Origin of the sequence: Cupriavidus gilardii, from assembly GCF_017598945.1 — a bacterium.
GTDB lineage: Bacteria > Pseudomonadota > Gammaproteobacteria > Burkholderiales > Burkholderiaceae > Cupriavidus > Cupriavidus gilardii_E.
Map to the genome: position 1 here is coordinate 99,689 of NZ_JAGFTW010000050.1, position 12,869 is coordinate 112,557.

Sequence of the window (12,869 nt, forward strand, 5' to 3'; positions counted from 1 at the left end):
CTCGCCATCCGCCATGTCCCTCCGCCCCTCCGTTTCCGCCGCGCCCGATCAGGAAGTCGTGAGCCTGGGCGCCAGCCATTCGCCGCTGTTCGCGCTGGTCACCGACAAGCTGCGCGAGCGCATCCTGAAGGGCGCCTACGCGCCGGGTGAGCGGCTGGTCGAGAACAAGCTGTCGGCGGAACTGGGCGTGTCGCGCATCCCGGTGCGCGAGGCGCTGCGGGCGCTGGCCAGCGAAGGGCTGGTGCTGATCGAACCCCGGCGCGGCGCCTCGGTGGCCAAGCTGTCGCCCGACATCGTGCGCGAGATGGTCGAAGTGCGCGCCACGCTGGAAGGGCTGAACGCCAAGCTCGCCGCGCAGCGGCGCGATCCGTCGCTGGTCGCGGAACTGCAGGCGGTATTGCAGCAAGGCATGGAAGCCGCGGCGCAGGGCAGGGCGGACGAGCTGCTGACGCTGAACTCGCGCTTTCACGAGGTGCTCGGCAACATTGCCGCCAACAGCGTGCTGCAGGAAATGATGCGCTCGCTGCGGGAACGCACCGCGGTGCTGTTCGGGCCGGCCAATGTGGTGCGGGCCCGGCAGAACTGGGACGAGCATGCGCAGATCCTGCAGGCGGTGATCGCCGGCGATGCCGACCTGGCCGCCTTGCTGGCCGCGCGGCATGTCTACAGCGCCGCGAAGGCGGCCGAACTGCCGGTAGGCGAGCAGCACGCTGCCTGACGCCTGGGCGTCCCTCCCTCTCGTCTTCTCTCTTTTCCGTTTTCTCTGTCGCGACGCACCACGGTGACGGTGCGGCGTCCGCGCGTCTGCCATGGCGTCCAGGCTCTTGCGGCCGTGGCCGGCACATGGGCGACGCGCACGGCTTCGGGGCACCCCGTTGCACCGTCATGGCGCAATGCACAAAATCTGTGTATACTGTCAACCGTTGTAAACGCAATAGAGAAAGACCATGACTTACCGCGACACCAATGCCCAGGCGTCGTACCTGGACACCCCGGTCGGCCAGCAACTGCTGCGCCACTACGCCTCCCGCGACGCCGTCCGTCATGCCACACCGCTGATCCCGCTGCGAGCAGCCGACGTGCTGCGCTTCGTCCAGTGCCTGTTGGGCCGTGCCGGGTGCGGACACCGCGCGGCTTGATGGCCGGACCGGCCGCCAGGCGCGGCTGATAGCGCGAGAACCGCCCTTCGGGGCGGTTTTTTCTTTCCCGCTTCCGTCCTTGCGTCGGGCATTCGCCCGCACGGTCGCCCGTCACTCCCTTCCTGTCCTCAGCGCAATGCGGTTCCCCGCATGGTGCGCCATCCACACCGGACCGATTCTTGCGTAAAGCGCGCCCAACGCATCGATGGCTCGTCCCTCGGTGCGAGGGTTTCTGCCAATGCCAGCAGATCTTGGTGCCGCCTAAACTATTGCATATAGTATACCGACACAGCACTTGCCGAGGTCTCCGACAGAGAGGCTGGCGCGCTGCCGTCAGGGTCGCGGCATAACAACAGGCAACAACAAGCAACAACAAGAACAGGAGCCGACGTGAGCCTGCCAACGTCCCCGTCCATCGACGACCGCGCCAGTGTTGCAGCGCGCGCCGAAATCCCTGCGGCCGAACGTCCGCGCGAACCTGCCGCGCGCTACCGCCCGCTATGGCAAGCGGTCGACGATCTGGCGGCTGGCCGCACCACCGCCGAGCAACTGCTCGATAGCTGCCAGGCCGCGTGGGCCGAGCGCAATCCCGAACTGAACGCCGTCGTGCTGGCCGATTTCGCTGCCGCACGCGAACAGGCGCGCGCCAGCGATGCGCGTCGCCGTCAGGGCAGGGTGCTCGGGCCGCTCGATGGCGTGCCGTTCTCCATCAAGGAGTCGTTCGACGTGGCCGGCTGGCCGACCACCTGCGGCAGTCCGGCGCTGCGCGGCCACGTCGCCCAGCGCGACGCCACGGTCGTCCAGCGGCTGCGCGAGTCCGGCGCGGTGCTGATCGGCAAGACCAACGTGCCGCTCGGCCTGCGCGACTGGCAAAGCTATAACGCGGTCTACGGCACCACGCGCAATCCGCACGATCCGACGCGCACGCCGGGCGGTTCGTCGGGCGGCAGCGCGGCCGCCGTCTGCGCCGGCATGAGCCTCTTTGACATCGGCTCGGATATCGGCTCGTCGCTGCGCAACCCGGCGCACTACTGCGGCGTGTTCTCGCACAAGAGCAGCCACGGCATCGTGCCGTTGAGCGGGCATGGTACCGGTGCGCCTTCGTTCGGCATGCAGGACATCAACGTGGCAGGCCCGATCGCCCGCAGCGCGCGCGATCTCGAGTTGGTGCTGCAGGCCATCGCCGGTCCGGAAGGTGCCGATGCGCTGGCCTATCGCTTGGCCTTGCCGCCGTGTCCGCTGAACACGCTCCGTCAATTCCGCGTGGCCGTGCTGCCCTCGCATCCGCAGGCCGAGGCCGACCGCGAAGTCAGCGACTGCATCGAAGGACTGGGACGCTGGCTCGAAGGGCAGGGCGCCAGCGTCGCCTGGCATGTCCGTCCATCCTTCGACGCCGAGGCACTGTGGCGGACCTATGTGCTGCTGCTGCGCGCGACCACCTCGGTCCATATGCCGGACGCTGCGTTCGCCGACTCGCTGGACCAGGCCGCCGCGGCGAACCCGGACGATGCGCGCTACGCCGTGCTCCAGCATGCCGGCGCCACGCTGCACCACCGCGACTGGCTGCAGCTGCAGCGCGCGCGCGAGCGCTTCGCCCAGGCCTGGCAACGTTTCTTCGACGATTACGACGTGCTGCTGTGCCCCGCGGCAGCCACCACCGCCTTTGAACTGAACGAAGCCGGCGAGCCCTGGCAACGCCATCTGCGGGTCAACGGCCAGCCGCAGCCGATGACGACCCAGCTGTTCTGGGCCGGCCATTCCGGACTGTGCGGGCTGCCGTCGACCGTCGCGCCGATCGGCCCGGGCCGCAGCGGTCTGCCCGTCGGCGTGCAGATCGTCGCCGGACGCTATCGCGATCTGACTTCGCTGCGCTTCGCCAGCCTGCTCGAGGCGGCGGGCTTTGCCTTCCGGCCTCCGCCGGGCTGAGCACGCCGCCGGCAGACCTCAAGCACGCAGCCCCACCGAATTCGCACGCCACGCGGCCCGCCACGCCGCCACGATGCCCACACTGACAAGGAGCGATCATGCTGGACTGGTTCAAAGAGTTATCGCGGATGGAGCGCAAGGGTTTCTACGGCGCCTTCCTCGGTCATGCGGTCGACGTCTTCGACTTCATGATCTATTCCTTCCTGATCTCGACGCTGCTGACGCAGTGGCAGATGAGCAAATCGACCGCCGGCGCGATCGTCACGTGGACGCTGGTGTCGTCGCTGATCGGCGCGATCGGCGCCGGCATGCTGGCCGACCGCTATGGCCGCGTGCGCGTGCTGCGCTGGACCATCGTGGTCTTCACCGTCGCGTGCTTCCTGTGCGGGCTGGCCAATACGCCCGAGCAGCTGATGCTGTTCCGCATGATCCAGGGCATCGGCTTCGGCGGCGAATCGTCGCTGTGCATGGTGCTGGTGACCGAGATGATTCGCAATCCGGCGCACCGCGGCAAATACTCGGGCTTCACGGCGAGCAGCTATTCGTTCGGCTGGGGCGCGGCGGCGCTCGCCTATGGCCTGACCTTCAGCCTGTTCCCGGCCGAGACGGCCTGGCGCGTCTGCTTCTTCCTGGGCATCGTGCCGGCGCTGGTGGTGTTCTACTTGCGCCGCAACCTCGACGAACCGGAGGTCTTCGTCAAGACGCGCGCCGAGCGGGCCGCCTCGCGGGGATCCGCCTGGCAGGAACTGGGCCGTCTGGTCCGACGCCCGCTGCTGCGCAAGACCGTGCTGTGCAGCCTGCTGTCGGGCGGCATGCTCGGCGCCTACTACGCGATCGCGACCTGGCTGCCGACCTTTCTGAAGACCGAGCGAGGCCTGTCGGTCTTCGGCACCAGCTCCTATCTGGCCGTCACGATCCTGGGGTCGCTGGTCGGCTATGTGGCGGGCGCCTATGCGACCGACCGGCTGGGACGGCGCCCGACCTATGTGCTGTTCGCCGCCGGCGCGTTCGCGATGGCGCTGATCTACATGGTGATTCCGGTCTCGAACCTGTCGATGCTGTTTCTCGGCTTCCCGCTTGGCGTGCTGATGCAGGGCGTGTTCTCCGGCATCGGCGCGACCATCTCCGAGTCGTATCCGAACGATATCCGCGCGACCGGCTACGGCGTCTCGTACAACCTTGGCCGGGTGATCGGCTCCTTCTTTCCGCTGACCGTGGGCTGGCTCAGCTCGGGCCGCACCTCGCTGCCGCTGGCGATCGCCATCGTCGCCGGGGCGGGCTATGCGCTGGTGGTGTTCGCCGCGTTGATGCTGCCGGAAACGACCGGCATGGACCTGGACAAGGCGGGCGGCGACGAAGCCGATCGGGACGACACCGCGCCCGGCAAGGTCAGGTTGGCGCCCACCGCAGGCGTCGGCGGAACGGTGGCCTGACCGGCCCGAACCGGCCCCGGTCCGGCCCCGAACCGGCCCCGAACCGGCACCAATCCGACCGGATCGGGCAGGGCGGACACGTCCTGCCCGATACCCAAATCGTCACGTTCTCGGGAACAACCTAGGGCTAACCCTGTCCATGCGATTGCATTCGGTTACAATGCCGCACTTGCGTCTCGTTACGCAGCGCACTATCCGCCATATTCCTGGCGTCGTGCCCTTGCCTGCATACCGACGCCAAATTCCCCTTCATGCGAGCCTTACTACCGTTTCTGATCGCGTCCTGCCTGTTTCTGCTCTCCTTTGGAGCGCAGGCGAGCACGCGTCTGGACGCGGCGGCGGGGCTCGGACCCGGACAGATTCGGGTCGGACCGCTGGTCTGCAGCATGGCGGCAGTCGCCGCCGTCGCCGCGCGGGCGGTGTCCAGCGATGAGGGCGGCAGCCGCATCGTCGCGCCCGGCGACGACGGCATCCATGCCGACGACGACGTCGTAGAAGCCGCCTCCCATCCCGGCTACTGCAATATCTGGTCGGCCGATCTGCTCGATCCGCCCGACGTACTGGACGAAATCGAAGAATCGAGCGCGCTGTTCGCCTTGCCGACGGCGCCGCTCGAACTGCCTTCCGGCGATGTCTCTGCGCCTCGCCACGGCCGTGCGCCGCCTCTGCCTGCGGCGCTGTTCAAGCCCCCCATCGTTCTCGCCTGATCGCTGACGCGCCGGTCCGACCCCGTGTCGGGACTGGCCGCGCCTCCTATCTGCATGTCTTGCTCGCGGCGTTCGCTGCCGTGGGCCGTGTGCTTGTCGCGGTAACGCCGTCCGCGCGAAGCCGGCATGCAGTGGTCCGGCTTTTTCTCGTTGCCATGAAGATCTCTACGCTTACCCTGATAGCGTCGCTGTCGCTTGGGGTGTCGTCGGCCTTTGCCGCCGACGCCTTCTCGCTGGAGCAACTGCTGTCCCTGTCCCAGACCTCGAACAAGGGCGTGGTCGCCGCGCAGGCCGGCGTCGACGCCGCCAGCGCCGCCATCACCAGTGCGGGCGCCTATCCGAACCCCCAGGTCGAAATGATGTACGGCCGCCTACGCGGCCGGCAGGCCGGCGTGGCGGAGGGCAATACGCCCAGCTTCGCCATCACGCAGCGCTTCGACTACCCCCAGCAACGCAGCCTGCGCCGCTCGATCGCCGAGCGCAATCTCGACGCGACGGAAGCGGGCTTCCAGGCGTTCCACGCCGACCTCGCCGCGCGCGTCAAGACCGCCTACTTCGGCGTGCTGCGCCGGGAGAGCGAACTGGCGGCGGCGCGCGAAGACCTGTCGATGATGAAGCAGGTCCATTCGCGCGCCCGTCTGCGGGTCGAGGTCGGCGAGGCGCCGCGCTATGAGCTGATCCGCGCCGAGACCGAGCTGCTGGCCGCGCAGAAATCGCTGCAGAGCGCCGAGTACCGCGTCGACCAGGCCAAGGCCGCGCTGCGACAGCAGGTCGGCGGCGCGCTGCCGCCGAAGTTCGCGCTGAGCGGAAGCCTCGGCCAGAGTCCGCACGTGCCGGACCTGATGGCGATGCGTTCGCGCCTGAGCACCGCCAACGCCGAACTGGTCCAGCGCCGCATGGAGCTCGAGCGCGCCAATCTGGCGGTCGACTACCAGCGTTCGCTGCGGCTGCCCGATGTCGCGCTGCGCGCCAGCACGACGCGCGAGCCGGACAACAACGTCTCGCAGATCGGCGTGGTGCTGACCATTCCGCTGTGGGACCGCCGCAAGGGCCCGGTGGGCGAGGCCGTCGCGCAAGCCGCGCAGGCGCGCAACGCCTATGAGCTGCGCGAGTTCGAGCTGGGCCAGGAGCTCGAGTCGGCGTACCGCCAGCTGGAAATCACGCAGGCTCAGGTCACCGCGCTGGAATCCGGCATCGTGCGCGAGGCCGAGAACGCGCTGCAGGTCGCGCAGGCGGCCTACCGCTACGGCGAGCGCGGCATTCTCGAAGTCATCGACGCGCAGCGCACGCTGCGCAATGCGCGCAACGAGCTGATCGCCGCGCAATACGACCAGCAGATGGCGGCGATCCAGATCGAACGCCTGCTGTCGATGGCGCCCGGCATGTCGATGCCGGCGATGGCGCCCACGGCTTCGTTCACGCCGACGGCCACCCCTGCCGCGGTGCCGGGCACAGCGAACGCCACCGCCGCGCCGCCGGCTACGGGCGTGCCGACCCTGAACACGACACCGGCCGCGCCGGCCGCACCGGCCACCATCGCCCCCGCTCCGGCGATGTCGCCGAGCCCGGCGACCCCCGCCGCCCCGTCCACCGAATCGAAACAAGACTGACCATGCGCCCCTATTCCCTCCGTACCCTGGCGGTGGCTGCCGCCATGATGTTGACGCTCGCGGCCTGTTCCGAGGAACCGCCGCCCGCAGCCGAGGCGCCCAAGCTGCCGCCCGGCGTGGTCAAGCCCGAGCCCTCGCTGCAGCAGACGCTGAAGGTCGCGCCGGTGACCACCAGCCCGTTCAGCGAGATGCTGCACGTGGCCGGCCGCATCGATTTCGACGAGCAGCGCGTCGCGCGCATCGGCGCGTCGGTGACCGGCCGCGTCACCGACCTCTACGCAATGCCCGGCCAGGAAGTGAAGGCCGGCCAGGTGCTGGCGCGTCTGCACAGCAGCGAGCTGGGCGCCGCCCAGATGTCGTATATGAAGGCCTTGGCGCAATCGCAGCTGCAGGCGCAGAACGCCGAGCGCGCGCGCCAGCTGTTTGCCGCCGACGTGATCGGCCGCGGCGAACTGCAGCGCCGCGAGAGCGAATATGCGATCGCCAACGCCGAGATGCACGCCTATCGCGACCAGCTGCGCGTGCTCGGCATGTCGAAGGCTGCGATCGCCGAGCTGTCCAAGGGCGGCAGCATCAACTCGTATTCGCCGGTGTATTCGAGCATCAGCGGCACCGTAGTCGAGCGCAAGGTCGCGCAAGGCCAGGTGGTGCAGCCGGCCGACTCGCTGTACACCGTGGCCGATCTGTCGCGCGTCTGGGTCGTGGCCGAGGTGCCCGAACAGCAGGCCGCGCTGGTGGCCGAAGGGCAGACCGTCGAGATCGACGTGCCTTCGCTGGGCGCAGGCACGGGCCGCAGCCGGATCAGCGGCAAGCTGATCTACGTCGGCCGCACCGTCAATCCCGAGTCGCGCACGGTGCTGGTTCGCACCGAACTCGACAACCGCGAAGGTCGCCTGAAGCCGGCCATGCTGGCCAGCATGGTGATCGCCAGCCGGCCGACCGAGCGGCTGGTGGTGCCCGGTTCTGCCGTGGTCCGCGATGGCAACGAGGAGCAGGTCTACGTCGAGCAGGGCGACGGGCTGTATCGTGCGGTGCCGGTCAAGCTCGGCGCCGAGAGCGACGGCATGCGCGTGGTGCAGAGCGGCGTCAAGGCGGGCGACCGCATCGTGGTCAATGGCGCGTTCCACCTCGATAACGAGCGCAAACGCCTCGAACAAGGATAATCGCCATGATCCAATCCTTGGTCCAAGCCGCCATCAAACAGCGGCTCGTGGTCTGCGTGATCGCGGTCGTGCTGTTCTTCTTCGGGTTGCGTGCCGCCAGCAAGCTGTCGGTCGACGCGTTCCCCGATGTCACCAACGTCCAGGTGCAGATCGCCACCGAAGCGGCCGGCCGCTCGCCCGAAGAGGTCGAGCGATTCGTCACCGTGCCGATCGAGATCGCGATGACCGGCCTGCCCGGGCTGGTCGAGATGCGCTCGCTGAACAAGGCGGGCCTGTCGCTGATCACGCTGGTATTTACCGATGCGACCGACGTCTATTTTGCGCGGCAGCTCGTGATGGAGCGGCTGATCGAAGTCGGCGGCCGCATGCCGGAAGGCGTCTCTCCCGTGCTCGGTCCGGTATCGACCGGTCTGGGCGAGGTCTACCAGTACACGCTGGACCGCGCCGACGACGGCGATCGCGAGCTGACGCAGGAGGAGCTGTCCGAACGCCGCATCGTGCAGGACTGGGTCGTGCGTCCGCTGCTGCGTTCGATTCCGGGCGTCGCCGAAATCAACTCGCAGGGCGGCTACGTCAAGCAGTACCAGGCGCTGATCAATCCGGACCGGATGCGCCACTACGGCATCTCGGTGCAGCAGGTCTACCAGGCGCTGGCCAACAACAACGCCAACTCGGGCGGCGGCGTGCTGCCGCACTATGCCGAGCAGTACCTGATCCGCGGCGTGGGTCTGGCCCGGGGCGTCGAGGACCTGCAGAGCATCGTGCTCAAGGAGGTCAACGGCACGCCGGTCTATCTGCGCGACGTGGCTGAGGTCACCATCGGCCATGAGGTCCGGCAGGGTGCGCTGATCAAGAACGGCCAGACCGAGTCGGTCGGCGGCATCGTGATGATGATGCGCGGCGGCAATGCGAAGGAGGTCGTCAGCCGCGTCAAGCAGCGCGTCGCCGAGATCAACGAGCGCGGCATGTTGCCGGGCAAGCTGCAGATCGTGCCGTATTACGACCGCAGCGAACTGGTCGACGCCGCGTTGTGGACGGTGACCAAGGTGCTGCTCGAAGGCGTGGTGCTGGTGGTGATCGTGCTGTTCCTGTTCCTGGGCGACCTGCGCTCGTCGGTGATCGTGCTGGCCACGCTGGTGCTGACGCCGCTGCTGACCTTCATGGTGATGAACCAGGTGGGGCTGTCGGCCAACCTGATGTCGCTGGGCGGTTTGGCGATCGCCATCGGCCTGATGGTCGACGGCTCCGTGGTGGTGGTCGAGAACGCGTTCGAGCGATTGGGACGCAAGGATGAGCTGAACCTGACCAAGACCGAGGTGCTGGTCAAGGCGGTGCAGGAGGTGGCAACGCCGGTGATCGTCGGCGTCGGCATCATCATCCTGGTGTTCCTGCCGCTGATGACGCTGACCGGCACCGAGGGCAAGATGTTCGCGCCGCTGGCCTTCACCATCGCGATCGCGCTGGCGATCTCGCTGGTGCTGTCGCTGACGCTGTCGCCGGTGCTGTCGTCCTACATCCTGAAGGGCGGTGCCGAGCACGATACGCGCGTGATCGCCTTCCTGAAGCGCCACTATCTGCGGCTGCTGAAGGTGGCGATGGCGAACAGCCGCAAGACCGTGGTGGCTGCCGTCATTGCGTTCTTCGGCACGCTGGCGATCGTGCCGCTGCTCGGTTCGTCGTTCATGCCGGAGATGAAGGAAGGTTCGATCGTTCCCGCGATCGACCGCGTGCCCAACATCTCGCTGGAGGAATCGATCAAGCTGGAGAAGGAGGCCAACAAGCTGGTGCTGAGCGTGCCGGGCGTCAAGTCGGTGGTCTCCGGTGTCGGCCGCGGCGAGAGCCCCGCCGATCCGCAGAGCCAGAACGAGTCGACCCCGATCGCCAGCCTGAAGGATCGCGACGAGTGGCCCGAGGGCTGGACGCAGGACGACATCGCCGAGCAGATCCGCCAGAAGCTGCGTGCCATTCCGGGCGTGCAGATCGTGATGGCGCAGCCGATTTCCGACCGGATCGACGAGATGGTCAGCGGCGTGCGTTCGGACATCGCGGTCAAGATCTTCGGCGACGACCTCGGCAAGCTGCGCGAGCTGGCCGGCGAGGTCGCCCGCGTGGCCGGCGGCATCCAGGGCTCGCAGGACATCCGCATCGAGCGCATCACCGGTCAGCAGTACCTGTCGATCGACATCGACCGCCAGGCGATCGCGCGCTATGGGCTCAATGTCTCGGACATCCACGACATCATCGAGATCTCGATCGGCGGCAAGCGGGCGACCGACATCTTCGAGGGCGAGCGCCGCTTCAGCGCCGCGGTCCGCCTGCCGGAGCGCTTCCGCCACGATGTCCAGTCGATCCGCCAGTTGCTGGTGACCACGCCGGACGGCATCCAGGTGCCGCTGCAAAGCGTCGCCAAGATCGAGGTCAGCGACGGCCCGGCGCAGATCAGCCGCGAAATGGCCAAGCGCCGCGTCGTGGTGATGATCAACGTCAAGGACCGCGACCTCGGCGGCTTCGTGGCCGAGCTGCAGCAGGCGACCGACAGCAAGGTCAAGCTGCCCGAAGGCTATTACTTTGAGTGGGGCGGCCAGTTCCAGAACATGGAACGCGCGATGGGCCACCTGAAGATCATCGTGCCGATCACGATCGCCGCGATCTTCTTCCTGCTGTTCCTGCTGTTCAACTCGCTGCGCTTCGCCACGCTGATCATCACGGTGCTGCCGTTCGCATCGATCGGCGGGATCATCGGGCTGTTCATCACCGGCGAGTATCTGTCGGTGCCGGCGTCGGTGGGCTTTATCGCGCTGTGGGGTATCGCGGTGCTGAACGGCGTGGTGCTGGTGTCGTACATCCGCAATCTGCGCAACAACGGCATGGAGCTCGACGAGGCGGTGATCCACGGCGCCACCATGCGGTTCCGTCCGGTGATGATGACGGCCACCATCGCCCTGCTGGGCCTGGTGCCGTTCCTGTTCTCGACGGGACCGGGCTCCGAGGTGCAGCGCCCGCTGGCGGTGGTGGTGATCGGCGGCCTGATCACGTCGACGCTGCTCACGCTGGTGATGGTGCCGACGCTGTATCGCTGGTTCGACGACCGCAAGCCGAATCCGGCGACGGACGAGCCGGTGTAACCGAAGGCCGGGCGCCGGCGGCATGCCGGCGCCATGGTGGTGCGATTGGGTCCCCGCGGTGGGGACCCTTTTTTTTGCGCAGCGCTCAGTCGTCCCGCGCCATCCGATGCACCGGCTCGGGCAGCGCATCGAGCAGCGGCTTGCCGAAGTACTGGCGATCGCTGGCCGCCAATTGCTTCAGCCCTTCGCGCAGCGAACGCAGCGCGCGCGCCGCCGGTGCCAGCTGCCCGGCATGGGCCGAATACCACGCCAGCTCGAACCACAGGCTGCTCTGTTGCAGCAGCGGGTATTTGCGTTCGCCGCGCTGCGATTCCGCCAGCCGCCATGCCGCGACTTCGTGCCAGGTATCGGGCCAGGCGGGCCCCGTGAAGGCGTCGGCGAAGGGTCCGGCCAACTGGCGCAGCGCGGCCACGCCGATCGGCGCGGTGGCCTGGAACTCGGCCAGCGTGGGACGCGGCGCGGTATGGCAGGCGCCGCGGGCGATCCGCATCAGATAGATCGCATTCCATGCCGAGGGATGGCGGTTGCCCGCGCCGCGGCCGAGCCATTCCGACAGGCCGATCCACTGGATCGCGCGCTCGGCCTCGCGCTCGGACGAGAGCCCGTACGAGCGCCCGGGCAAGGCGCCGGACCACGCGATGCCGGCCTCGCCGAACAGCCATAGCGCCATGCCGATATTGGCCGCCACGTGCTGCGCGGCATCGGAGACGTTCGATTCGAAGGCCGCCGCCAGCGCTTGCTCGAAATGGGCGACCGCCTGTTCGGCGAGCGTGCCGGCTGCGGCGGCGTCGTTCGAGGCTGCTGCCGACAGTGCATGCGAGCGCTGAATCAGCGCGGCGAGGTTGTGCCACTCGAAGCGAACGTGCGGATGCACCTGCACCAGCGTCGCGCCGGGCGGATTCTGCGCCAGCGCCTGCAGCAGGGCCAGCGCACCGCGCAGGTCGCGCTCGTCGTACGCACACCACGCCGCGACGATCCCTTCCATCGCGTCGAGATAATCGTTGCCCGCAATCGCGTGGCCACGCCGTCGGCGCCGCAGCGCGCGCAGCATCTTGCGGGTCTGTGCGCGATCGCCAAGCCGGCGCCACAGCAGCGCTTCATTCAGTGCGACGAAGGCGTGCTCGAATTCGCTGACGGCGAGCTTTCGCGCGGCGCGGAACGCGGTCAGCGCAGCGGGGGCGTCATGAGCGCCGACGCCGCCTGCCTCGTCGCGCGCCAGCGGCGTCAACAGCCGTCCTTCGCGCAGCGCCTGCTTGCCGTCGACGAAATGGCGCCAGAAGGACAGATCGGTCTGCGTGACCATCCGTTGGGGTGCCGCCGTCTTGCCTTGTCCGCGCCCGTCGCGATCCAGGCCCAGAAAGGCGGCAATCTCGCCCGCGCTGGCCGGCGCGCCGCCAACCTGGCAGACGATGCGCTGGCGCTCGTGCGCGGCCAGCCAGAATGGCCCCTGGCTGCGTCCCTCCAAATTGAGGAAGCGCGGATCGCGGCCAGCATCCTCGCCCCATCCGACCGCCAGTTGCCAGCGCGCGAAGTCCTGGAAGGCGCGGCCGATCGCCATCCGCAGCGTGCGCGCATTGCTCATGCGCTCGCGCAGATCGTCCGCATAGACCAGCGGCCGTTGGGGGGATTCCAGCGTCGCGTGGTACAGCCGCACCAGCAGCCAGACCGACTGGTAGGCGGCGCGCGTGCCGTTGACCGTTTGCGGGGCGGTGAGTTCGACGACGACGGGATCGGGCATGGGACAGGGGATCGATAGGTCAGTTTGA

General features: G+C 68.1%; 9 protein-coding genes. 8 read left to right on the top strand and 1 reads right to left on the bottom strand.

Features of this window, described 5'->3' with window-relative positions:
- Positions 1-13: 13 nt before the first annotated feature.
- The 8 genes from J5T34_RS18790 to J5T34_RS18825 all read left to right on the top strand — a co-directional run bounded on the left by J5T34_RS18790 (position 14) and on the right by J5T34_RS18825 (position 11,103).
- Positions 14-718 (top strand): GntR family transcriptional regulator, encoded by a 705-nt coding sequence (locus J5T34_RS18790; protein WP_208581706.1) that lies wholly within the window; start codon positions 14-16, stop codon positions 716-718.
- A gap of 229 nt (positions 719-947) precedes the next feature.
- Positions 948-1,139 (top strand): hypothetical protein, encoded by a 192-nt coding sequence (locus J5T34_RS18795; protein ID WP_208581708.1) that lies wholly within the window; start codon positions 948-950, stop codon positions 1,137-1,139.
- 519 nt (positions 1,140-1,658) lie between these two features.
- Positions 1,659-3,065, top strand: a complete 1,407-nt coding sequence (locus J5T34_RS18800; protein WP_244259063.1) for an amidase — start codon at positions 1,659-1,661, stop codon at positions 3,063-3,065.
- A gap of 98 nt (positions 3,066-3,163) precedes the next feature.
- Positions 3,164-4,498, top strand: coding sequence for an MFS transporter (locus J5T34_RS18805; protein WP_208581710.1), 1,335 nt, complete (start codon positions 3,164-3,166; stop codon positions 4,496-4,498).
- A 386-nt stretch (positions 4,499-4,884) separates the two neighbouring features.
- On the top strand, positions 4,885-5,205 hold the full coding sequence (locus tag J5T34_RS18810) for a cobalt-zinc-cadmium resistance protein (protein ID WP_244259059.1): 321 nt from the start codon (positions 4,885-4,887) through the stop codon (positions 5,203-5,205).
- 155 nt (positions 5,206-5,360) lie between these two features.
- Positions 5,361-6,815, top strand: a complete 1,455-nt coding sequence (locus J5T34_RS18815) for a TolC family protein (protein ID WP_208581714.1) — start codon at positions 5,361-5,363, stop codon at positions 6,813-6,815.
- 2 nt (positions 6,816-6,817) lie between these two features.
- Positions 6,818-7,978 (top strand): efflux RND transporter periplasmic adaptor subunit, encoded by a 1,161-nt coding sequence (locus J5T34_RS18820; RefSeq protein WP_208581715.1) that lies wholly within the window; start codon positions 6,818-6,820, stop codon positions 7,976-7,978.
- Between the two features lie 5 nt (positions 7,979-7,983).
- Complete coding sequence (locus J5T34_RS18825) at positions 7,984-11,103, top strand: efflux RND transporter permease subunit (RefSeq protein WP_208581718.1); 3,120 nt, start codon at positions 7,984-7,986, stop codon at positions 11,101-11,103.
- Between the two features lie 85 nt (positions 11,104-11,188).
- Here J5T34_RS18825 and J5T34_RS18830 read toward each other — a convergent pair whose 3' ends face one another.
- Positions 11,189-12,841, bottom strand: coding sequence for a hypothetical protein (locus J5T34_RS18830; protein WP_208581720.1), 1,653 nt, complete (start codon positions 12,839-12,841; stop codon positions 11,189-11,191).
- Positions 12,842-12,869 lie beyond the last annotated feature (28 nt).